This window comes from Sessilibacter sp. MAH3, assembly GCF_054658275.1.
Genome location: NZ_BAAGIE010000004.1, coordinates 1 through 23,459 on the forward strand (window position 1 = coordinate 1; position 23,459 = coordinate 23,459).

The 23,459-nt window shown below is 44.4% G+C and carries 19 protein-coding genes; 13 read left to right on the forward strand and 6 right to left on the reverse strand.

Going from position 1 to position 23,459, the window contains the following annotated elements:
- Positions 1-223: 223 nt before the first annotated feature.
- Positions 224-412, reverse strand: a complete 189-nt coding sequence (locus ACYQ2C_RS03635) for a 2-hydroxymuconate tautomerase family protein (RefSeq protein WP_460050358.1) — start codon at positions 410-412, stop codon at positions 224-226.
- Positions 413-687: 275 nt separating this feature from the next.
- On the opposite strand from ACYQ2C_RS03635, the gene ACYQ2C_RS03640 reads away from it, so the two are divergent.
- A complete protein-coding gene (locus ACYQ2C_RS03640; protein ID WP_460050356.1) occupies positions 688-1,638 on the forward strand; it encodes a hypothetical protein in 951 nt (316 codons plus the stop codon).
- 594 nt (positions 1,639-2,232) lie between these two features.
- Complete coding sequence (locus ACYQ2C_RS03645; RefSeq protein ID WP_460100143.1) at positions 2,233-2,763, forward strand: redoxin domain-containing protein; 531 nt, start codon at positions 2,233-2,235, stop codon at positions 2,761-2,763.
- A 77-nt stretch (positions 2,764-2,840) separates the two neighbouring features.
- Here the strand turns inward: ACYQ2C_RS03645 and ACYQ2C_RS03650 are convergent, their stop codons facing one another.
- Both ACYQ2C_RS03650 and ACYQ2C_RS03655 read right to left on the reverse strand, forming a co-directional pair.
- Entirely contained in the window at positions 2,841-4,214 is a 1,374-nt protein-coding gene (locus ACYQ2C_RS03650) for a sigma-54-dependent transcriptional regulator (protein ID WP_460100140.1), read from the reverse strand.
- A gap of 15 nt (positions 4,215-4,229) precedes the next feature.
- Positions 4,230-5,855 (reverse strand): sensor histidine kinase, encoded by a 1,626-nt coding sequence (locus ACYQ2C_RS03655; protein WP_460050350.1) that lies wholly within the window; start codon positions 5,853-5,855, stop codon positions 4,230-4,232.
- 246 nt (positions 5,856-6,101) lie between these two features.
- Here ACYQ2C_RS03655 and ACYQ2C_RS03660 point away from each other — a divergent pair, with 246 nt between their 5' ends.
- The gene (locus ACYQ2C_RS03660) at positions 6,102-7,742 is read left to right on the forward strand and encodes an NAD+ synthase (protein WP_460100136.1); all 1,641 of its coding nucleotides are present in this window, start codon (positions 6,102-6,104) and stop codon (positions 7,740-7,742) included.
- Between the two features lie 77 nt (positions 7,743-7,819).
- Here ACYQ2C_RS03660 and ACYQ2C_RS03665 read toward each other — a convergent pair whose 3' ends face one another.
- A complete protein-coding gene (locus ACYQ2C_RS03665; protein ID WP_460050346.1) occupies positions 7,820-8,812 on the reverse strand; it encodes an outer membrane protein assembly factor BamD in 993 nt (330 codons plus the stop codon).
- A 368-nt stretch (positions 8,813-9,180) separates the two neighbouring features.
- Here ACYQ2C_RS03665 and rluD point away from each other — a divergent pair, with 368 nt between their 5' ends.
- From rluD to clpB, 3 genes are all read left to right on the forward strand, one after another.
- The gene (gene rluD / locus ACYQ2C_RS03670; protein ID WP_460100132.1) at positions 9,181-10,155 is read left to right on the forward strand and encodes a 23S rRNA pseudouridine(1911/1915/1917) synthase RluD; all 975 of its coding nucleotides are present in this window, start codon (positions 9,181-9,183) and stop codon (positions 10,153-10,155) included.
- Positions 10,152-10,967 carry a peptidoglycan editing factor PgeF gene (gene pgeF, locus ACYQ2C_RS03675; RefSeq protein ID WP_460100129.1) on the forward strand — a complete coding sequence of 272 codons (816 nt, stop codon included), beginning with the start codon at positions 10,152-10,154 and terminating at the stop codon, positions 10,965-10,967. The genes rluD and pgeF overlap by 4 nt, the downstream gene beginning before the upstream one ends.
- 245 nt (positions 10,968-11,212) lie before the next feature.
- Positions 11,213-13,798, forward strand: coding sequence for an ATP-dependent chaperone ClpB (gene clpB, locus ACYQ2C_RS03680; protein ID WP_460050341.1), 2,586 nt, complete (start codon positions 11,213-11,215; stop codon positions 13,796-13,798).
- Between the two features lie 97 nt (positions 13,799-13,895).
- On the opposite strand, the gene ACYQ2C_RS03685 is transcribed toward clpB, so the two are convergent.
- On the reverse strand, positions 13,896-14,396 hold the full coding sequence (locus tag ACYQ2C_RS03685) for a DUF4124 domain-containing protein (protein ID WP_460050339.1): 501 nt from the start codon (positions 14,394-14,396) through the stop codon (positions 13,896-13,898).
- 441 nt (positions 14,397-14,837) lie between these two features.
- Between ACYQ2C_RS03685 and ACYQ2C_RS03690 the strand changes: the two genes are divergently transcribed.
- From ACYQ2C_RS03690 to ACYQ2C_RS03700, 3 genes are all read left to right on the forward strand, one after another.
- Entirely contained in the window at positions 14,838-16,574 is a 1,737-nt protein-coding gene (locus ACYQ2C_RS03690; RefSeq protein ID WP_460050337.1) for an acetolactate synthase 3 large subunit, read from the forward strand.
- A gap of 2 nt (positions 16,575-16,576) precedes the next feature.
- Positions 16,577-17,068, forward strand: a complete 492-nt coding sequence (gene ilvN, locus ACYQ2C_RS03695) for an acetolactate synthase small subunit (RefSeq protein WP_460050335.1) — start codon at positions 16,577-16,579, stop codon at positions 17,066-17,068.
- A gap of 207 nt (positions 17,069-17,275) precedes the next feature.
- Complete coding sequence (locus tag ACYQ2C_RS03700) at positions 17,276-18,253, forward strand: glycosyltransferase family 2 protein (protein ID WP_460050333.1); 978 nt, start codon at positions 17,276-17,278, stop codon at positions 18,251-18,253.
- A 20-nt stretch (positions 18,254-18,273) separates the two neighbouring features.
- Here the strand turns inward: ACYQ2C_RS03700 and ACYQ2C_RS03705 are convergent, their stop codons facing one another.
- On the reverse strand, positions 18,274-20,928 hold the full coding sequence (locus ACYQ2C_RS03705; RefSeq protein WP_460100123.1) for a non-ribosomal peptide synthetase family protein: 2,655 nt from the start codon (positions 20,926-20,928) through the stop codon (positions 18,274-18,276).
- A gap of 498 nt (positions 20,929-21,426) precedes the next feature.
- Between ACYQ2C_RS03705 and rpsJ the strand changes: the two genes are divergently transcribed.
- The 4 genes from rpsJ to rplW all read left to right on the forward strand — a co-directional run bounded on the left by rpsJ (position 21,427) and on the right by rplW (position 23,457).
- Positions 21,427-21,738, forward strand: a complete 312-nt coding sequence (gene rpsJ / locus ACYQ2C_RS03710) for a 30S ribosomal protein S10 (RefSeq protein ID WP_007644456.1) — start codon at positions 21,427-21,429, stop codon at positions 21,736-21,738.
- 155 nt (positions 21,739-21,893) lie between these two features.
- Positions 21,894-22,532 carry a 50S ribosomal protein L3 gene (gene rplC, locus ACYQ2C_RS03715; RefSeq protein WP_460050329.1) on the forward strand — a complete coding sequence of 213 codons (639 nt, stop codon included), beginning with the start codon at positions 21,894-21,896 and terminating at the stop codon, positions 22,530-22,532.
- A 14-nt stretch (positions 22,533-22,546) separates the two neighbouring features.
- Positions 22,547-23,161 carry a 50S ribosomal protein L4 gene (rplD, locus tag ACYQ2C_RS03720; protein ID WP_460050327.1) on the forward strand — a complete coding sequence of 205 codons (615 nt, stop codon included), beginning with the start codon at positions 22,547-22,549 and terminating at the stop codon, positions 23,159-23,161.
- A complete protein-coding gene (rplW, locus tag ACYQ2C_RS03725) occupies positions 23,158-23,457 on the forward strand; it encodes a 50S ribosomal protein L23 (protein WP_460050325.1) in 300 nt (99 codons plus the stop codon). The genes rplD and rplW overlap by 4 nt, the downstream gene beginning before the upstream one ends.
- Positions 23,458-23,459: the final 2 nt, after the last annotated feature.

A 23,459-nucleotide genomic window follows, 5' to 3' on the forward strand; every position in this document is an offset into this window, starting at 1 on the left:
AATTTCAATCACTTACCGTTCTTGAAATTGGCGACACATCCTTGTGTCGCGAGAAACTCTGGTTAATCAGAGTTTCCAATACGCTATTAAGGTTTTGAACGTATCTGGAGTTGTATTTTTCGAGCTTGGCCTCTGATTAAATCAGAAATACATTAATCAGAGGCTGTTTGTTTATGAATACATGTAAGTTAAAACAGGCCAGATTAGATTATTGGATATTAGATTAGCGTTCAGAAATCTGTATTCCGGCTACACCCCAGTCTTGCGCATCAATTTCTTCAATTACGACATGTGTGGATGCAGGTGGTTTATCCATAACTTCGGTCATCACCTCGGTCAAGCGTCGAATAAGTTCGGCTTTTTTAGCTTTATTTTTTTCATTTTTTATAAGTTTTACATTGATAAATGGCATGGGCTGCTCCTTTTCTACTGAGATGAATGTCCTCACCAGTTTAGCATGTGCGGTTTGGTTTCAGGGCGTTAATTTTGAAACTATCAGTTAAATGAAAGGGTATTTTTAATAGGTCGGTATTTGAATACCTTACTAACTTTGTTGGCTGTTTTTAATAAACCTTGATTAATTTATTAATGATTTAAACAAGGTTTTTTTACCAAAATTTGTGACGTTAAATCATTTTGTATTTAAAAATATTTTTAATTAACGCAGTATGGCAATAGGTGCATTACATGAAATTAAATAAAATAGCTTTAGGTGTTTTTAGTGCAATTACAGCAGTTTCTGTACAGGCGCAGGTAACCAGTTTTACCGGTTATGCTGCGCATGGCGTGAATTTCTATAACGGTAGCCGAATTGGCGATTATTCCAGTGTTTCTCCAACTATTGGACAGTTATTCCAAACACCTCGTGAGGTTGGCTTTTTAGACCCAAATCCAGACGCCATTGATGCTGGCATCATCACCCCTGAAACCGATCGCAGTACTTTAATCGCAACAACCAGTGGTTTTTTAGATTTCTTTAATCCTGGTGGTGCAATTGACCAAAGCTTAGTGAATCAACCATTAGGTAATATTGGCAATAACTTTTTTGGATTTGGCAGCGTTGATGATCGCGTTGTTCTTCCTTCTTTCCCTGAAGGTCCTGCTGAGCCGGAGCCTACTCGTCGCGAAGGTTTGGTTGAAAACCCAACCGTTGGTCAATGGGAACAAATTAATGGCTTATTAACCGTGAAATCTAAAGATGATGGTACCTCAGTTGTGCGTATCACCATTCGCGATGCGTTCCCTGATGCTGTCTATACTTTCTGGGATGCCGGTGCCTATTCACCTCTGAGTTCTGAAGAGTCAGGTTATGTTATTCCTTTAGGCGGTGTACCAAATGTGGCGGTTACCAACTCTGAAGGTTGTGCGTTTAAAGAATTTGAAGTGCCATACGATCTTGTCCGAGCTTGTGAAACCGGTGCTAGTTCGTGTACCAGTTTTGTGGCTGGATTCTATCACTGGGACGGCCAGCTTTACGGTGCTTCTCCGGCAGCTACCTTTGCAAACGCGCCTACCGGGGTTTATGCCGGCGTACAAATGATTTGGCCGATTGCTGGTGATTTATTGCAAGAACCAGCTCGTCAGTTTACTAAGCCAAGAGTGCACGGCTGTTTTGGTCCAAAACCATTTTTAGAATAAGTTAATTAAATGCTGTGAAGAGATTGAAAATGTAATGTTCAATTTCTTCACAATTTTAATCACTTAATGTTCTTGAAATTGATGACCCATTCTTAGTATTGAAGGAAACTCTAAGTTAATTAGAGTTTTTTATACTCCAATTACGGCGCAGTTTTTAGGGACAATTTTTGCGTTTTTGTAGTGTTTCTTTTGTTTGAATTTTTACCTAATTTTGTACCGTTACATAATTAAAGAATTGTTCTTTTTTTAAATTATCCCTTCTCTTAAATTTCTCCTTTTTTAAATTCTCCAATCTTTTAACGGCGCCATTATAAAAACGCCTTGTATAAAAATGCGTGTTATTGAATCTATCAAAAATAGATAAAACTACTGGTTTTTTATAGCCGTTTTGATTTTAAATATCTGAGTATGTTGTGTTATCTCTTAATTTCTTTAGGGTTTATCACATTTATGTTGAATCTATTTCAACATCAACAGCTAAGGCTTGTGATTGTCACCGATGGGTGTTATGAGTTCAACTTGGCGTTTTGAAGTTGATTATTTCTAAATTAACTTAATTACTTTTCGTTTAATTGATTAACAGGTACTTGAATTATGACAAAAATGTCTGCCGGTGATACTTTCCCCTCAATTACCGTCGCTAAATTGGGTGGTGGTGAGTTAACTCTTGGTAAAGCGGAGGGTGAATGCGACTGGTCTTTGATAGTTGTCTATCGTGGTAAGCACTGCCCAATTTGCACGAATTATTTAAAAACACTAAACGGTCTTACTAAAGAATTAAAAGCACTGAAAGTGTCTGTAGCTGTGGTTTCTGCCGATTCTAAAGAACAAGCAGAAATGCAAATGGAATTAGTAAGCCCGGAATATCCCGTTGGTTATGGTCTTAGCATTGAGCAAATGCAAGCGTTGGGACTGTATATTTCTGAGCCTAGATCAGAAAAAGAAACCGATCACATTTTTGCTGAGCCCGGTTTATTTGTTGTGAATGAAAAAGGCAGCACTCATCTTGTTGATATTTCTAATGCACCTTTCTTGCGTCCTGATCTGAGTATGATTGTTGGAGGAATTACTTTTATTCGTAACCCTGAAAACAATTATCCAATTCGTGGCACCTACGTCGGTTAGCAGAATTATCTCAGCTCTGCGGCTGTATAGTTTTGTGCACGTGCCGGTAGTATTTGATCTACCGGCAGGTAAATAATTTAGTCGTTATCTAAGCCCAGTTTTTTTAGGCGATAACGTAACGATCTAAAGGTGATGCCGAGCGATTTTGCGGTAGAGGTTCGATTCCAACGATTTTCTTCCAGTGCGCTGAGCAATATTTCTTTTTCAATTTCTTCGAGATATTCGTCGATCGAAACACTTCCATCGTAGCCTGCAATTTGTCCAGCATCGCCGCTTCTTTTTGTGGATTTTGGTAGCTGTTCTTTGTAGATGGGTGACAGTTGCAAATCTTGTTCGGTAATTTCGTTGTTATCACACAGGGTAAAAGCGCGTTCTAGAATATTTTCGAGTTCACGTACATTTCCGGGAAAGTCATAATTCAACAATGCTTGTTTGGCGGAATCTGATAAGTTCGCTTGGGGAGTCTGCATTTCTTCGGCGAAGCTTTTCAGAAAATAATCGGTCAGTAATAAAATATCGCCTTCCCGCTCGCGAAGCGGTGGTACGGATACTTCAATTACGTTTACTCGATAATACAAGTCGGCTCGAAATAATCCGTCTTGGATGGCTTTGGGTAAATCTTTGTGACTTGCACTTAAGATGCGTACGTCAATTTTTGTTTCGACAGAATCGCCAATGGCTCGCACGGCTTTTTCTTGAATTGCCCGCAACAGTTTAACTTGCATATCTAAGGGGAGATCGGCAATTTCATCTAAAAATAAGGTGCCTCCGTTAGCCGCCTGAAATAAACCTTGTTTGTCGGTTTGGGCGCCGGTAAAGCTGCCTTTTTTGTAGCCAAAAAATTCACTTTCTACAAGATCGCTGGGAATTGCTCCGCAGTTGACGGCGATAAACGGTTTTTCAGCGCGTGGGCCTTGCAGGTGTATAGAGCGGGCTACCAATTCTTTACCGCTGCCGGATTCGCCGGAGATAAATACCGGTGCTTGGGATCTTGAGAGCTTTTTGATTTTGCCTTTTAGCTCGATAACGCCTTTAGATTGTCCTTTAATAAGCTCGCTATCGTTTACAACGCTTTCTGGTTCGGCGCTTGATAAACTCAGTGCGGAATTGACCAGTGCTCGGAGTTGTTCTAAATCGACAGGTTTATTAATAAAATCGAACGCACCGGCTTTCATTGCTTCGATGGCGGTATCCATATTGCCGTGAGCGGTAAATACCGCTACTGGCAGCTTTGGTTGCGTTAATTGCAGCTTTTTCACCAAATCAATGCCGTTGCCGTCGGGCAATTTCATGTCGGTAAGGCATAAATCGAAACGATTTTTTTCGAGCTGTTCGTCGGCGGCGTGAATATCTTTAGCTTTAAAGGCGACAATACCCATACGCGATAGGGTGATATCGAGTAGTTCGAGAATGTCTGGCTCGTCGTCAATAATCAGCGCGTGGTGGGGCATATGTATTACCTGAGATTAAAATACCTGTTGGGCGTGAGCAAAATTGATTTGAAAACAGCTTTGCTGGGCGTCGTTTTTGTAATAGGTCAAAGCTGCTTGGTTTAACTGACAAAGCTCACGACAAATGTATAAACCAAGGCCCGAACCGCTGTTTTCGGTGGTGTAAAACGGTTCGAAAATATGGTCGACGTGTTCATCATTAATTCCGGGGCCGTCATCGATTATTTTTAAGCAAGCGAGTTCGCTAGAATGCAGGGTGCTTAAAATTAATTTCATATGATAGTGACCGGTTTTTTTAAAGCTGTATCTCAAACCATTGTCTAGTAAGTTATTGAGCACTTGGCGCAGATGATTCAGGTCTATTTTAGCGAGTATAGACTGTTCTTCTAACTGTATGATTTCCAAGTCAATTTCTGGTCGAACCTGTTGTTGGTTGGTGAGCTTGTAATCTTCTATGTATTTAGGCAGCCATTCGACCAAATCAACAACCTCGGCTTGGCTCTGGCTGCGACGCGAGAGTTGTAGGGTGTTTTCAATAATCAGATTCACGCGTCTGGTGTGGTTGACAATAATGTCGAGCAGGCGTTGATCGGCGGGATTGAGGTCGGGTGCTTCCGCTAATAGTTGTGCGGCGTGACTAATGGCGCCCAATGGATTGCGAATTTCGTGGGCGATACTGGCCGTTAGCTGTCCTAATGATCCGAGTTTCAGTCTTTGCGCTTCTTGGGCCAGTTGGCGGTGGTCTTCAATAAATACCAAGGTGCCCGGATTGGTTGGTTCGCTCAGCTTGGCAAAATTAATTCGCACTTCACTTTTAGAATCTTCAACGACTATGGGTTTTAATTGTTGATTGGGAAATTTTTTCCAGTTTTCAAAATGCGTGGCAACAACAGGAATGTCTGAAAGGGTTTGTAGGTTGGCCTCTTCCAAGTTGGGTGTATGAATGTCGAGGCCAAGGAGTTTTTCTGCGGCGATATTAATTAATTGAATGTTGTGTTCGGCGTCGAAAACAATTACTCCGGTGCGCATTCTCGCAATGATTTGTTGGGAAATATCGATGGCCTTCGCTGCAAGATGTGCTTGGTCTTTTGCTTCCGCCGTGCTTTCGCGAATTCGTTGCGTTAAATAGTGGAATAAAATAACGGTCGCAAAAAATAAAATACCGAGAGCACCTGCTGAGAATAAATCGGCGGTATCGGCTTTGCTGGTTACGTTAGAGATGATGCTTTCCGCTAAGGTTGCAAGAGCTGCGAAGGCAGCGATACTGAACGACCACTGTCCTCGCAAGAATATCGCGCCGGTGGCTGTAGTAATGATCAGCAGATAGGTAATACCGCTTTGAATTCCGCCGCTGGCGTAGCTCATGGTGGTCAATGCCAACACATCGATGATGAGATAAAAAATCACCTGTGCGGTGGAAGGTTCAATACGAGCGATCCAAAGTCGTAACAAGATAAGTATGTTGAGACCAGTGTAGACGCTGGTGACGTACAAAAATAGGGATCGGTTAAATTCGCCCGGCACATCATCCAGTAAATCTGTGGTGTATAGCAGTAAAAATAAACTGCCTAGCGCGACACGATAATAGGTATAAATTCGCAATAAACCGTAGCTGTTGTTGGAGATATCAGAGCGATGCATAGTTAGCGAGCCTTATTACTGTTGGCGCAGATTGTAACAGTAGATCCAGATCTGAAACATTTTTCCTCCGTTTCTAATTTTCTTGTGTGCAATGGCAGAATGAGTTCCAGCGTCAAAGTGTTACAATTACTCCAGTTTTAATGTTCGCCCCAGTGCTATTTTCGAGGGTGTGAATGGATCGTAGCGAAGCGGGCTCTGAATTCACTAGGTCTGTTTTGTCGTAATTTAGTTGTGATGGTGGTTTAAGTGATAGAAAACAAAGCAGCGATTAATCTAGTGATGGCGCAGGTGAATTTTCTGGTAGGTGATATTCCAGGAAATGTCGAAAAGACGTTAAACGCTGTAACACGTGCGCGCGATCTTCACCACGCCAATATTATTGTCTTTCCGGAGCTGTCTTTGATCGGCTATCCGCCAGAAGACTTGTTGTTGCGCCCGAGCCTAGAAACTCGTATTTCTAAGGCCCTAGAAACGCTAAAGAACGAAGCTCCAGGTGATATTGCTTTGGTGGTGGGTTATCCACAGCTGATCGATGGTCATCTGTATAACATGGCTGGGGTAATCTTTAACGGTGAGTTAATTGCGCAATATCGCAAGCAATGTTTACCCAATTACCGTGTGTTTGACGAGAAGCGTTACTTTAGCGCCGGAAGCGAAGTTTGTGTGTTCGAGCTTTTTGGCGCTAAGTTTGCGCTGAGCGTTTGTGAAGACATTTGGTTTTCAGAACCCATGGCTCAGGCGAAAGCCGCAGGGGCGGAGTTTATGCTTAACCTAAATGCGTCACCGTTCCATCGTGGAAAATCAAACGAACGAGAAAACCTGCTTGAACAGCGCGCTCTAGAAGGTTCGATGCCGGTGATCTACACCAATCTTGTAGGTGCTCAAGACGAATTGGTATTCGATGGCGGCTCCATGGTGGTCAATGCCAAGGGTGCAAAGGTTTATCAGGCACCATTTTTTGAAGAAGGCTTGTATTGCGTGAGTTTGCAACGCGGTGACTCTCTGTTGGCATCGCCCGCTGAATCATCACCGGTACCGCATGAGCTAGAGTCCATATACAACGCTCTGGTTTTGGGTGTGCGCGACTATGTTAATAAGAATGGTTTTAAAGGCATTGTGCTTGGTTTATCTGGTGGTATCGATTCGGCGTTGACCTTGGCAATTGCTGTAGATGCACTGGGTAAAGATCGTGTCGAAGCGGTGATGATGCCTTTTCGATACACCAGTGATCTTTCCAAAAATGACGCCGCTGATGAAGCTCAGCGTTTAGGTGTTCGTTATCAATCGATCAGTATTGAAGCGACCTTTGACAGCTTTATGGCAAGCCTTGCCGAAGAGTTTGCCGGTACTGAGCGAGATACGACCGAAGAAAACCTGCAAGCGCGTATTCGCGGTGTGATTTTGATGGCGATTTCCAACAAGAAACGCTATCTGGTGCTTACAACCGGTAACAAAAGTGAAGTAGCTGTAGGTTATTCGACTCTTTATGGCGATATGGCTGGCGGCTTTGATGTCTTAAAAGACGTGCCTAAAGTGGATGTGTTCGAGCTGTCTAAATACCGTAATACCATCAGTGAGGTTATTCCGGTCAGTGTTATTGAGCGACCACCATCTGCGGAGTTGGCACCGGATCAAAAAGACCAAGACAGCCTTCCTCCCTACGAGGTGTTGGATGAGATCTTGTATCGTTACGTAGAGCTGGACGAAAGCTCGGACACTATCATTGCCGCGGGTTTTGACGGAGACACCGTACGTAGAGTTTTACGCTTGGTGGACATCAACGAGTACAAGCGACGTCAAGCACCGGTGGGGCCACGTATCAGTCAAAGAGGCTTTGGTCGCGATCGCCGTTATCCAATTACCAACGGTTGGAAAATTGGTGAATAAGAGCAGGTATGCGCTGTAAATCTTACACATAAAAAAACCGGCAAAAGCCGGTTTTTTTTATACGTTGATTTTGAGCCTTAGTTAAACAGGCCGAAGCTCAGTTTACTTGCCCAAGAGCGAGATTGTTCGGCTTGCTTGTTATCTTGTTTGGCAACTTGTTGGGGTTTGTCCAGATAAACGGAGTTGTAAATTTCCCGTGAGTCGTAGGCTGGTGTATCGGGTTTTTCAAACAGACCTAATGTTAAGGTGCTCAACCAAGAGCGATCATCATCAACACTTGAATCCGCGTATTTGAAGCTGCCATCGTTATTTAAAGCAGGATGCTCAGGATAGTTTTGTGCAAGAACCTCGCGGTTTTGCTCGGCCAAGTCATCTTTACCCAAAAACTTATAGGCTTGAACCATAACCGCCAAGCCATCAGGTACCGCTGGGGTTTTTTGGAAGTTTTCAACCACATAGCGGCCACGGTTTGCGGCGGCTAAGTAAGCACCACGCTCGAAGTAGTAGTTAGCAACGTGAATTTCGTAGCGCGCCAAAAGGTTACGCAAATAAATCATGCGCTTTTTGGCATCGGGTGCGTAGGTGCTGTTCGGGAATTTAGCCAACAGTTGTGAAAAGTGCGCGAAAGATTCGCGGGCCGGGCCGGGATCACGACGAGTTAGATCGGTTGGTACAAAGCGCTCAAACAAACCCTTGCCTTCTGTAAAGGTCGCTAAGCCTTTCATGTAGTAGGCATAGTCAACTTGTCGGTGTTGCGGGTGCAGGCGAATGAATCGATCGGCAGCAGCAATTGAAGCTTCTACTTCGTAGCTTTTGTAATAGGCGTAAATCAATTCAAGCTGAGCTTGTTCTGCGTAGTTGCCAAACGGAAAATTCTCTTCAAGCAGTTGCAGGTTTTGAATAGCCGTGTCCCATTGACCTGATCTTAAAAATCGTTGGGCTGCGTCATAAAGCAGTTTTTCGGTGGTATTTTCGCCGATTTTTTCGGTTTTATCTTCTTTTGAACCAAACAGCGAACATCCGCTTAAAAGTAACAAGGAAAAAGCCACAACAATTGAAGTAATACGCATAGATTCTTTCATCAAAAACAAAAAAGTAAGTGTTAAGCCACAAGCATTTATACTGAGGTGCGTGATTGGTATTCAAATCACGAACTCTATTAGGCTGTTTTATCAAATGCTTTGAGTATGTCAACCTTGACCAAGTTCACACAGAGCAATATTTAATCACAGTGCTTGATAAGACCCAAGCAGAGATTTGGTTTTTAGTAAGACTCATCGAGTCAGGTTTCTATTCAGTGATATCATAGAGAAAGCTGAGCAAAAGCTCTGTAGCCCATCGCTTGGACTTAGACACAAATCGATGCTTTCTAATAGAGGCAATGGGTTAAAAAGATCACTTAGTGCTATTATGGCACGTTTAACTTTGTTGTAATCCCATGACGTCCTCAGAAAAAATCTCTCAAGCGGCAACTGCCCAAATCGAACATCGTGGTTACAGATTGGATCAGGTGGCTGCACAACTGTTTCCCGACTTTTCACGCTCGCAATTGCAAGAGTGGATTAAGTCTGGAGAGCTTCAAGTCAATCAAAAAGCCGCAAAAGCCAAAGACAAGCTGTTTGGCGGTGAATTGCTTTCTCTCGAAACCGAACTCAAGCCTAAAGGCGAGTGGCAGGCCGAAGAGATCGATCTGGATATTGTTTATGAGGATGATCACCTGCTAGTGATTAATAAACCCGCTGGTCTTGTGGTTCATCCTGCTGCAGGTAATCACCAGGGTACTTTATTGAATGCGCTTTTGAATCATAATAAAAACTTAGAGCTGCTACCGCGAGCGGGAATTGTTCATCGTCTTGATAAAGACACCACGGGTTTGATGGTTGTCGCCAAAACTCTGGCAGCACATAACGACCTAATCGCACAGTTACAGGAGCGATCTGTCAGTCGTGAATATGAAGCCATTGCTATTGGCACCATGACAGGTGGTGGTTGTGTTGATGAGCCAATTGGTCGCCATCCAAAACAGAGAACCATGATGGCAGTTGTTCGTGACGGTAAAGAAGCGATTACTCACTATCGTTTGGTTGAGCGTTTTGTTGGACACACGCATCTTCGATTGAAGCTCGAAACCGGTCGTACCCATCAGATTCGTGTTCATATGGCGCATATTCGTCATCCATTGGTGGGTGATCATACCTACGCGGGTCGATTCAAAATTCCTAAAGGCTCCACCGACGAACTTATCGAAGTTCTAAAGAGTTTTCCTCGCCAAGCATTACACGCAGCACAGTTGGGCCTAATTCATCCTGAATCGGCGGAGTACATGCAATGGCAGGCACCGTTACCGGAAGATTTTGATTTGCTATTGCAGGCACTGCGTAAACACACCAAAGAATATAATCAAGACCTGTGAAGCCATCGTTTGTTTATGAGCCTGCCGTGCCTTGGCCGAGCAATGTTCGAGCCTTGGTTACCGCTCGATCGGGCGGTGTTAGCGTCGGCGGATGTGAGTCATTTAATCTAGCGGTTCATGTAGAGGATGACCCAAAAGCCGTCGCAGCTAATCGATTCGCTTTAGAGCAATACTTGGTAGGTTCTAAACCTATGTGGTTGAAACAGGTGCATGGTTTAAGAGTTGTCGATCTCGATGCGGTTTCTGATTTTCAAGCAGATCAAATCGAGGCCGACGGCTCCATAACAGCTGCGCTGAATAAGGCTTGTGCGGTTTTAACCGCAGATTGTTTACCGATACTCTTGGCAAGCTCCGATGGGTCTCAAGTGGCAGCAGTTCATGCTGGTTGGCGCGGCTTAGCCGATGGTATTCTCGGTCGAGCCATTAATGCATTTGTTCAACCTGCCCAAGATTTAATCGCGTATTTAGGCCCAGGTATCAGTCAATTGCATTACGAGGTTGGAGGAGAAGTGATTGATCAGGTATTGGCTCGTGGCAAACAATTTAGCCATCAATATTTATCAACGTGTTCAGAACAAACCAAAAATTCCTTTGCCGATGCGTTAGAAGGTAGTTTTACGGCGAGTTTGAATCTTAAGCCTAATAAATTTCAGCTCGATTTGTACGCGATCGCTAAAGCTCAATTGACCGCTTTAGGCGTTCAGCAGATCTACGGTGGAGATTATTGTACCTTCTCTGACGATCGCTGGTATTCCCATCGGCAGAATCCTCAAAGTGGCCGATTTGCCAGTCTAATTTGGAAAATAAGTTAGTCTTTACTACGTCACGTCGTTTTATCGACTCGGCTGAAAGACGCGATGGCGCGCCTAAGCGGAGGGTTTTGGGACGCAGCATTGATTTTCAAGGTTTTTCGCTTACTATATTTTTTGCTACAAATCAAATAAATATCCATTCCCAAACTTGTATTCTCTCCACTGAACTCCCATTTAGTGAATCAATGATGCCTTAAACGGCTGTATTTATAGATTTCGCCCTAAGCGGGCTGCTAGAGGATGTTATGAGAATCGATCGTTTAACGAACCAATTACAAACAGCTCTTGCCGATGCGCAATCTTTGGCGATCGGTCGAGATCACAACCAAATTGAGCCCACCCACACCTTGCTAGCCATGCTAGACCAGCAAGGCGGCTCGGTTCGACCACTGCTTGCCCAGGCTGGTTTTGACGTAACCGGTTTGCGCAATGCGTTACTAAAAGACCTCGAAAACTTCGCTCGAATTCAAAATCCTACCGGTGATATTCACATGTCGCCTGAGTTGGTGCGCTTATTTAATCTTGCCGATAAACAAGCGCAAAAAGCGGGCGACAAATTTATTTCTAGTGAATCCCTGCTGATTGCAGCTCTGGACGACGCCAACAGTAGTTTGGGCAAGGCGCTGAAAAACTTTGGTCAGCAACAGCGTTTGAAAGACGCGATTACCAAGGTTCGTGCAGGGGAAACTGTGGATAATCCAGATGCAGAAGGTAATCGTCAGTCTTTAGAAAAGTTCACGGTTGATCTTACCGCGCGCGCCGAGGCCGGCAAGCTTGATCCAGTGATCGGACGGGACGATGAAATTCGCCGTACCATTCAGGTTTTACAGCGTCGTACCAAAAATAATCCGGTGCTAATTGGTGAGCCCGGCGTGGGTAAAACCGCCATTGTTGAAGGTCTGGCGCAACGTATTATCAACGGTGAAGTGCCCGAAGGTCTTAAGAACAAACGATTGCTTTCATTGGATTTGGGGGCGTTGCTTGCCGGAGCCAAGTTCCGCGGTGAATTCGAAGAACGCTTGAAGTCGGTTTTAAACGAACTTGGCAAGCAAGAAGGCCGGGTGATCTTGTTCATCGATGAAATCCATACCATGGTCGGTGCTGGTAAGGCCGAAGGCGCTATGGATGCTGGCAACATGCTCAAGCCAGCGTTGGCACGCGGTGAATTGCATTGTGTGGGTGCGACCACGCTGGATGAATATCGCCAGTACATTGAAAAAGATGCCGCTCTGGAGCGTCGCTTCCAAAAAGTGTTGGTCGATGAACCCAGTGAAGAAGATACGGTTGCAATCTTGCGGGGTTTAAAAGAACGTTACGAGCTGCACCACGGTGTTGATATCACCGACCCGGCAATTGTCGCCGCGGTTAAGTTGTCGCAACGCTACATTACCGATCGCCAGTTGCCCGATAAGGCCATCGATCTTATCGACGAGGCCGCCAGTCGAATCCGAATGGAAATCGACTCTAAACCTGAATCCATGGATCGTCTAGAACGACGTTTGATTCAGTTAAAAATCGAGCGCGAAGCCGTTAAGAAAGACGAAGACGAAGCTTCGAAAAAACGCCTAGCCAAAATCGATGATGATATTAGCCATATAGAACGTGAATACGCCGATCTAGAAGAAGTTTGGCGCGCAGAAAAGGCTGCGTTACACGGCTCTCAAGAAATAAAAAGCGCGTTGGAGCAGGCGCGATTGGATTTAGAAGCAGCGCGCCGCGCCGGTGATTTGGGCAGAATGTCCGAATTGCAGTACGGCATCATTCCAGATCTGGAAAAACAGTTGGGAATGGCCTCGCAAGTTGAAACCCAAGAAATGAAGTTGCTGCGCAATAAGGTCACCGATGAAGAAATCGCGGAAGTAGTTTCGAAATGGACGGGCATTCCCGTGGCGAAAATGCTGGAAGGTGAGCGCGAAAAGCTACTTCGCATGGAAGACGGTTTGCACAATCGTGTGATTGGTCAGCAACAAGCGGTTGAAGCTGTGTCGAACGCGGTGCGTCGCAGTCGAGCGGGCCTGGCTGATCCAAATCGACCCAACGGTTCGTTCTTGTTTTTGGGGCCAACCGGTGTTGGTAAAACCGAGCTTTGTAAAGCGTTAGCGGAGTTCTTGTTTGATACCGAAGACGCCATGGTTCGCATTGATATGTCTGAGTTTATGGAGAAACATTCCGTGGCTCGACTCATTGGTGCGCCGCCCGGCTACGTAGGTTACGAGGAGGGTGGTTACTTAACCGAAGCTGTGCGCCGTAAACCTTACTCGGTATTGTTGTTGGATGAAGTCGAAAAGGCGCATCCCGATGTGTTCAACATTTTGCTGCAAGTATTAGAAGATGGCCGTTTAACGGATGGCCAAGGTCGCACTGTCGATTTCCGCAACACCGTGATTATTATGACGTCGAACTTGGGTTCTGATGTTATTCAGGAGATGTCTCGATCGACAGCGACTTCAGACCCAGAGTTGATCAAAAGTGCGGTGCTAGAGGTAGTAGGCAATCATTTCCGCCCAGAGTTTATCAACCGTATTGATGAGGTTGTGGTATTTGATCCGCTATCGATGAATCAAATACGCGGTATTGCCGATATTCAATTGCAAAGACTGCGCAAACGTTTGGCTGATCGAGATTTGGGCATCGAAATTGCCGAACCTGTGATGGAAAAGCTTTGTGCCGCGGGTTTTGACCCGGTTTATGGTGCAAGGCCGCTGAAACGAGCTATTCAGCAGTTGCTTGAAAACCCACTTGCTCAACATGTGTTGGCTGGGAAATTTTATGCAGGCGATACCATTCGGGTTGGTTTAGACGGCGAAAAGCTCTCTTTTGACCGAGAGTAACAGGGTTGTAGTTAGCTTGACGCAAACCTGAAAAGCGCGGGGTGATCCGCGCTTTTTATTTTTTTACCAAGTTTTATTTTTTTTGCCAAGAATGTAATTAAGCGCCGCCGCACTCTTTATTGAGTACGTTTTTAAACTTCTCTTTGCGGTCGTTCACTTCTTCTTCGCTTAAAAAGCGAATTTCCCCGTTTTCATCTTTCTCTCGAACACGCACAAAGGTGTTCAACGACTCTAGATTTTTACGCGCGATATCACAGCGAGCCTTTTTAGCGGCCTGTTCTTCTGGGCTTAAAGACTCATCCTGAGCCGCCTGTTGACGCTTAGCTTCGGCTTGGGCGGTGGGCGATTGATATTGCACAGGGCTATTACCGGGCGCGACATTCGAGCGTATTTTCTCCGCATTGGTCACATTCGTTGGCGGGTGTTCGGCATAATGAGTAACTCCGTCTTTGTCAGTCCACTTGTATAAGGTGGCGGCGTAAACCGAGCTGGTTGCAAACAACGCAAACGATACTGCTGCACAAAACTTTGTTAAGTTTTTAGAGGATTTAAGAGTGAATGCGGTGGGGTCTGAGGCAAATCGACGAAAACTGATCATAGTGTTTAATCAAATGGCAGATTTAAAAGTTAACTATAGCGTTTTGTGTCGCACAAAAGTACGGACGATTACACGAAATCTAAGATGCTTTGGAAATTATCTCTCCGACCTTGACTTTGGCCGTTAAATCCACAAAATGTCCGGTTCTCATGATGGCGTGTAGGCTCTTCAGCCAACCTAGACAGGTGCCTACCCCGGGCGGGTCAAAATCTCGCCTTACCATCCTCATGCGGAGCCGCGTTCACCAACGTTGCCTGTGTGTCGATACGACTAAAACGCGTGTCTTCATTCAGAGCATTCGCAAAAACTAATTATCTCATTATTAATAGTGGGGCTGTTTCTTGTATGCAAGAGATCGCAGCCTAGTCGCTATTGGTGAAATGTGGGCTCGCTTTGTTAGAGCCGACCGAATGCAAACCTAACCGACAAAGAGGACTTAACGTGGAGATGCTATCTGGTGGAGATATGCTCGTTCGCGCTTTGAAAGACCAAGGCGTTGAACACGTCTTTGGCTACCCAGGCGGAGCTGCTCTTCATATTTACGACGCAATTTTCAGACAGCAAGATGTGCAACACATTTTGGTGCGCCACGAGCAAGCAGCAGCCCATGCTGCTGATGCCTACACGCGCGCCACGGGTAAAGTCGGTACAGTCCTGGTCACTTCTGGCCCAGGTGCAACCAACACAATTACCGGTATTGCAACAGCGTACATGGATTCGATCGCCATGGTGGTCCTGTCTGCACAGGTTGTCTCTGATAAAATTGGTGAAGATGCGTTCCAAGAGACCGACATGGTTGGTGTGTCTCGGCCAATCGTTAAGCACAGTTTTGTGATCACAGACCCAGCGGAAATTCCTGAAATTATTCGCAAGGCGTATTACATAGCCAGTACTGGTCGTCCTGGCCCGGTTGTTATCGATATTCCAAAAGACAAGACCGATCCAGCAACCAAATTCCCGTACGAATTTCCTGAGTCTGTAAAAATTCGTTCGTACAACCCGGCGGTTCGTGGTCACAGCGGGCAAATCAAAAAAGCCGTGCAGCTTTTGTTGGAAGCAAAGCGCCCAGTAATTTACGCCGGTGGTGGTGTGATTCAAGGTAATGCTAGCGGTTTGTTAACTGCGATTGCGCAAAAGCTCAATTACCCGGTGACTAATACGTTGATGGGTTTAGGTGCTTATCCCGGCACAGATCGTCAATTCGTGGGTATGTTGGGTATGCACGGTACTTTCGAGGCCAACACCGCAATGCATCACGCGGATGTTATTTTTGCGGTAGGCGCTCGCTTCGATGATCGTGTAACCAACACGCCAAACAAGTTCTGTCCGCACGCAAAGATCATTCATATTGATGTTGATCCTGCGTCAATTTCTAAAACCATCACTGCCGACATTCCAATCGTGGGTTCGGTAGAAAGTGTATTGGCAGAAATGCTGACCTTGATTGAGTCGTCGAAAGTTGAACCGCAAAAACCGGCGTTAAAAGATTGGTGGGCGCAAATTGATGGCTGGCGTGAACGACACGGTTTGTATACGGCTAATCGATTTGATACCAGCGGTGACAAACTTAAACCGCAAGAAGTTGTGCAGATGCTGCACAAGGTCACCAATGGCGATGCTTACATTTGTTCTGACGTGGGTCAGCATCAAATGTTCGCGGCTCAGTATTATCTGTTCGATAAACCACGTCGCTGGATCAACTCCGGTGGCCTTGGAACCATGGGTTTCGGTTTGCCAGCAGCCTTAGGGGTGCAGCTTGCCTTTAGAGATGAATGCGTTGTTTGTATTACCGGTGAAGGCAGTATTCAAATGTGTATTCAGGAGCTTTCAACGCTTACTCAATACCATCTGCCCGTTAAAATCATCTGTTTAAACAACCAAGCCCTTGGCATGGTTAAACAGTGGCAAGACATGCAGTACAGCAGCCGTTATTCCGAGAGCCTATACGAAGAATCGCTGCCTGATTTTGTAAAACTGATGGAAGCTTATGGCCACGTAGGTATGAAAGTTACCAAGCGTGAAGAGCTGGAAGAGAAAATGCGCGAATGCTTCGCTATGAAAGATCGTGTTGTGTTTATGGATGTCAGCGTAGATCCGCTTGAGCATGTTTATCCAATGTTGATCGCGCCTAACGGTTCCATGCGCGATATGTTGTTGAGCAAGACGGAGCGAACTTAATCATGCGTAGAATTATTTCAATTTTGATGGAAAACGCACCAGGTGCACTGTCACGAGTAGTCGGCTTGTTTTCACAGCGTGGCTATAACATTGAAACGCTAACGGTTGCACCAACCGAAGATCCAACCCTGTCGCGCTTGACGTTAACGACTCTGGGTGATGATCATAAACTTGAGCAAATCACTAAGCATTTAAACAAGTTAATTGATGTTGTAAAGCTTGTTGATTTAAGCGAAGGTTTTCACATTGAGCGCGAGATGATGCTGGTTAAGGTCAAAGCAACCGGCGCAGCACGAGCTGAGATTAAGCGTTGTACCGATATTTTTCGCGGCCAAATTGTGGATGTAACCCCAAGTGTTTATATCATTCAATTGATTGGTACCAGCGATAAACTGGATGCGTTTATTCAATCTTTGGGTGAGGTTGCGGTGATCGAAGTGGTTCGAAGCGGCGTTTCTGGTATCGCTCGTGGTGAAAAAGTGCTGTCTGCTTAAGTCAGTCATTTTTCCCATTGCAAACCGCTAAAAGCGAGGTAGTTTCTGCCTCGCTTTTTTTATGTCATTTTTCCCGAATTGAGCGCGAGAAATCTATCCTGTATAGTCGAAAATAACTTCTGTACAGGCTTGGTTCTGGGTTACTTGCATGTTAATGCTGGCGCCGAACGCTAATAATTGTTCAACAACCTATTTAGGACGTTAGTTATGGATTGGACCCAGTGCGATTATTTGGTGGTAATTGTCAATTACAAAACACCGCTACGCACCATAGATTGCTTGAATGAATTATCCAAAGAAGTGGATAAAATCCCAAACACATGTGTTGTTGTTGTCGATAACGACTCCCAAGATGATTCTTGCAGTATCATTGATTCACACATTAAAGCGCAGGGCTGGAATTGGGCATTTGCTTTGCAGGCGCCCAAAAATGGCGGCTATGCGTATGGAAATAATTACGCAATCCGCCAAGCACTAGAAAGCGATTCTCCTCCAGATTATTTCCATTTATTAAATCCCGATACCGAAGTTCGCGAAAACGCACTCGTTATTCTTAAAGACTTTTTAGAAGCGCATCCAAAAGCAGGCATTGCCGGTGGTTGTTTTGAAAATCCAGACGGCTCTTTATGGCAAATCGCGTTTCGTTTTCCTTCCATATTGAGCGAAATTGATCGCGGCTTGAAGTTGGGTGTGGTTACTAAACTGCTCAACAATCATATTGTGCCGCGAGAAATGTCTGATAAAGCCGAACAGGTTGATTGGTTGCCGGGTGCAAGCATGCTGGTGCGTAAAGAGGTTTACCAAACGGTCGGGCTTATGGATGAAACCTATTTTCTTTATTACGAAGAGACGGATTTTTGCTTGGCAGCCAATCGTGCGGGTTGGGAATGTTGGTATGTGCCAGAAAGTCGAGTAATGCACATCGCTGGAGACAGTACCGGAGTGAATTCTGCCGACACTAAGCCTAAGCGTACGCCTAAATATTTATTTGATTCACGTCGTTATTATTTTTCAAAAAATTATTCTGTTTTCTACGCGGCTTTTGCTGACATATTTTGGATTGCCTGCTTCGCACTTTGGCGATTACGCCGAAAAATTCAGGGTAAAACAGACACAGATCCACCACATCTTCTTTCCGACTCAATCAAAAACAGTGTTTTTGCTAAGGGTCCCAACATTTCCTAAATCTAACTTTAGCTGGTGGATTATTTTTTTAATCGACCAGCTAGATCTCTTGCTAATTCATCAACATTGGGGTGTTTTAAAATACCCAAATGGTCGCCGGGAATGGTCTTTACTGTTAAATTTTTCAGATATTTTGACCAGCCTCTGGAGCTTTCAAAAGTAGATCTAGGATCACTTTCGCGCGCTTGATAAAACACTACTTCGCCCGAATACGTAGGTGGAATGTAGTTTTGTGTAAGTATAAGTCGGGCTTTTTCTGCTATATCAAATTGAGGAGATGCGGTTGTATTCGTAGCAATATTTTTTTTGTTATTTAAAATGTGTGATTTTACTTTTTGATAAAGTTTTTGTGGAGTCGATGCTAAATAGACGGCTTTTTCAAGATTTCTTCTAAACGTTGTACCCTGAGCCGAATGCGGTAGCCAAGAATCAAGCATTGCAACCAAGCTCACGGTCTCGCCTTGGTCACTTAAAATAGAGGCTGCTTCAAGTGCTACAATGCCGCCAAAGGATTCCCCGGCGAACAAGTATGGGCCTTGGGGTTGTGATTTTTTTATCTCGTTAATGTATTTTTCCGCAATAACTCGCACGCTGGATAACTCTGTAAGCATATCGGCAAGATTATTTTTTGCGAGTAATTCCAATTCTTCGTGTAAGAAAACGCCAATGGTGCGCTGCTGTTCAGGTAATGCATTTGCAAGATCGCGATACAGTAGTACTCCGTAAAAACAAAACAGCGGGGTTGAGTCGCCAGACTTAAGCTCTACAGTATTTTCGCAAGACAATTGTTTGTCTTTAGAATCGATTAATTCTGCGATGTCGCGCAGCACTGGTCTTTGCAAAAAAGTCTGGATTGGAAGCGCAACTAGAAGCTCGGAATGAATACTTGAAAGCATCTGTGCGGCGGCTAAAGAATCGCCGCCAAGCGCAAAAAAGTCGTCATCAATACCGACTTGAGCCTCTTTCAAAATTGTCTGCCAGATTTTTACCAAGCTAATTTGCGTGTCGGTGATCGCGGCTTGAAACTGAGTTTCACGGACTAATTCATTTCGGGACGGTAAAGTTAAGGCTTTTCGATCAACCTTCATATTATTGTTTAGCGGTAATTTGTCGAGAATGACAAAGCCGTTGGGAACCATAAATGAAGGTAGCTTTTCTTTAAGTGCTAGGCGAATTTCTTTAATGTCTGACTGAATAATGTCGCCGACCAGAAAACCGTAGATTTTGGTTTCGTCGTTTACCAAGAAATTCATAACGGCGGCGTCATGAATTTTTGTTAGTGATTTTATTTGCGTTTCTATTTCAGCAAGCTCAACACGAATACCGTTAATTTTTACTTGAAAATCTTTTCGGCCCAAAACCGCGATATTACCGTTCTTGTCTTTGGCACCAATATCGCCGGTGCGATAAAAACGTTGGCCGTTCAGGTCAATAAACTTTGAGGTATTTTCCTGTTCGTTGTTAATGTATCCCGAAGTAACACCCGGCCCAGAAAAAAATATTTCCCCTTTCTCGCCTTGATCAACAGGTGTGAAATTTTCATCAAGTAGAATGGCTTGAGTGTTGGGAAACGCCTTGCCGACGAGAGATATATCCGCCGGATTTTCTCGGTTAAGTTCGTATCTACAACCCATGCATGCGATTTCTGTGCAGCCATAAATAGTAAATATTTCAGCGTTGGGGAAAATGCGACCGAGTTTTAACATAATATCGGCGGGTACTATATCTCCGCCCGAAGATGCATGACGGACGTGCGCAAACGAAGGGATTTTGGCAGGATTAGTTGCATCTAAAAGTTTTAATATTTTTCGAAGAAGCGTAGGTCCGATATGAAATGTGTTGACCTTGGTAAATACCGTCAACATGGCCTCATCGTTAACGATTAAATCCCTAGGTAATATTTCGATAGTGCCACCGGCAACCAGTGGGCATAAAAGGTCAAATAGGCTAATGCTAAAGCTAAATTTGGCTATTACAGCCATGTGAGTTTGAGTATCCAAGTGAAATTCTTGAATAGCACTTTGAACGTAATAATTTAGGTTTGAGTAGGAGCCCTGTACAGCTTTTGGATTGCCAGTGGTTCCTGACGTAAAAAAGATATACGCAATATCTGAAGGTGTTGTATTTTTTCCAAACAAAGGCTGAGTGCTTTTTTCATCGGAATTGTCGAGCTGGCCTTTTAATGCGTTTTCGCAAAATGTATCAATTGCGGAGCTGGCTATAACAGAAAAAGAGTGTCTGGAAGTTTGTTTTGGAAAATTGGCAAGATCGGAATCGCTAACAAAACAAGTGCTGGCGCCAGTGGTTTCTAAAATATAAATAATCCGCGTTTCTGGAAAATCGGGATCAATTGGAACATAGGTTCCGCCTGATTTTAAAATTGCGAGCAGAATGACTGGATTAAATAAGCTTGGACGTACACTGCAAGCGCAAACAGGTTTGGGGCCAAAGCTCGATATTAAAGCGTTTGCTAGTATTTGAGACCGTTGTTCTAGTTCGCGATAGCTAATCGACTCACCTTCAAAGCTTGCGGCTATTTTTTCCGGAAATTTTTGAGTGTGCGTTTCAATAGCTGCTAGGGTATAACAGCGGATCGTTTGGGAGTTTTCTGGAGTCGCGAAACAATGGTCGCCGCTAGAGTCGTTATCCGGGTTGCGTTGTAATACATCATCCATCGCCAGAAAATTTCCTTGATTGTGTAATCAGCTGTCCGTTGCTTGGCAAGAGTACTCTGGGCTCCGATCAAAACATGGATGGCTAAAGCCAAACGTGTGGAGATCGAAAATAGTGATGTTCTGTTACCAATACTGAAAGTCAGAGCGCCAACTATCAAAGAGCCTAAGAAAAACCAGCAAAAGTTAAGATTGAATCTAATTTGCAAAGGTCAGCACATAACTGATGTGAATTATTGCTTAATACACACAAATTCATGACATCTTAGATGGATAATTTTACGCCAACAAGAGGCCAATGCGAAGTTATCTTCGTGTAAAGGTAGCGAGCGGATAGCCGCCAACAAGTGGTGTAAAAAATATCTCTGATTGCCCGAAATATCTTGAGGAAAAGGTTTGACAGTATGATTTTCCGTCTATAGAATTGCGCCTCCTTTTTGACCTGCACGGTCAGAAAGTCCTAACGGAAAAGTTCTTTAAAATTTATTGGAGTTTGGCTCGATGCAGAATCAGCGTATCCGTATTCGCCTGAAGGCGTTTGATCATAAATTGATTGATGCTTCTACACAAGAAATCGTAGAAACAGCAAAGCGCACAGGTGCACAAGTTCGCGGTCCGATTCCGCTGCCAACTCGCAAAGAGCGTTTTACTGTATTGATTTCTCCGCACGTTAACAAAGATGCGCGTGATCAATACGAAATTCGTACACACAAGCGCTTGTTGGATATTGTTGAGCCTACTGAAAAGACTGTTGATGCTTTAATGAAGCTGGATTTAGCAGCTGGCGTTGAAGTTCAAATTAGTCTTGGTTAATAACTCCTGCTTTTTATCGTGTTCAGTCGTATTGCCCTGGCTGAAAACTGGTGAAAAGTCTCGCAAGTCGCCGAATCCCAAGTTTGGGTTTGTGTAACGCTCTGAAATGGGCGGCCATAGCGGGTTACAGCCCCGTACACTAAGAGGTCTACAAAATGACAATTGGTATTGTCGGTCGCAAGTGCGGCATGACTCGCGTCTTTACTGACGAGGGTGTGTCTGTTCCTGTAACCGTGATTGAAATTGAATCCAATCGCGTTGCTCAGGTAAAAAACGATGAAACAGACGGTTATAGCGCTATTCAAGTCGCTGTAGGTTCTGTTCGTGCATCTAAGGTTTCTAAGTCTTTAGCTGGTCACTACGCGAAAGCGAATGTTGAAGCTGGCTCTAGCTTGGTTGAGTTCCGTTTGGAAGGTGAAGAATCTTTCGAAGTTGGTGCTGAGCTTTCTTTAGACGTTTTTGAGTCTGGCCAAAAAGTTGATGTGATTGGCACTTCTAAAGGTAAAGGTTTTGCTGGTGGTGTTAAGCGTTGGAATTTCCGCACGCAAGACGCTACACATGGTAACTCTCTATCACACCGTGCTCCTGGTTCTATTGGTCAATGTCAAACTCCTGGCCGTGTATTTAAAGGCAAGAAGATGGCAGGTCACTTAGGTGCAGTTCGCAAGACTGTTCAGAACCTAGAAGTTGTTCGTGTTGATGCCGAGCGCAAATTGCTGCTTATCAAGGGTGCTGTTCCTGGTGCTCCTGGTGGTCAAGTTGTTGTTCGTCCAGCAGTTAAAGCTCGCGGCTGAGATCAGGGGGTTTCATGGAATTAACCATAGCTACGCCAGAAGGTAGTGCAGGAACAGTAAACGTTTCTGAAGCGACCTTTGGTAAAGAATTTAACCAAGACTTGGTGCATCAAGCAGTAGTTGCCTACATGGCTGGTGCTCGTCAAGGTACAAAAGCTCAAAAAACACGCTCTGAAGTTTCTGGTGGTGGTAAAAAGCCATTCCGTCAGAAGGGCACTGGTCGTGCTCGCGCTGGTACCATTCGCAGCCCTCTTTGGAGAAGTGGTGGTACTACTTTCGCGGCTAAGCCTCGCGACTTCGAACAAAAGTTGAACAAGAAGATGTACCGTGGTGCTCTGCGCTGCATTCTTTCTGAGTTGGCTCGTCAAGAACGATTAATCGTTGTTGAATCCTTCGAAGTTGATGCTCCAAAAACTAAGGCTCTTGTCCAAAAGCTTGCACAGTTTGATCTTAACGATGTGTTGATTGTTACCGAAGAAGTAAACGAGTCACTGTACTTGTCTTCACGTAACCTACACAAAGTTGATGTGTGTGATGTCAGTGGTGTTAACCCTGTTTCACTAATTCGCTGTGAAAAAGTATTGATGACAGTTGCTGCGCTTAAAAAGTTTGAAGAGGTGCTGGCATGAGTATTCAAGAGCGAATTTACAAAGTAATTTTAGCCCCAATTCAGTCTGAAAAGTCAGCAATGGCTACTGAGTTGAGCAATCAGTATGGTTTTAAAGTTACCACTGATGCGTCAAAAGCTGAGATCAAAGCGGCAGTTGAAAAGTTGTACGATGTGACCGTTGTCGGTGTTCGTACTCTTAACGTTGCTGGTAAAACAAAGCGAACTCGTTATGGTATCGGTAAGCGCAATGATTGGAAAAAGGCTTACGTTCGAGTTCAAGAAGGTCAAGAAATTGATCTTCAAGTAGCTGACTAAGA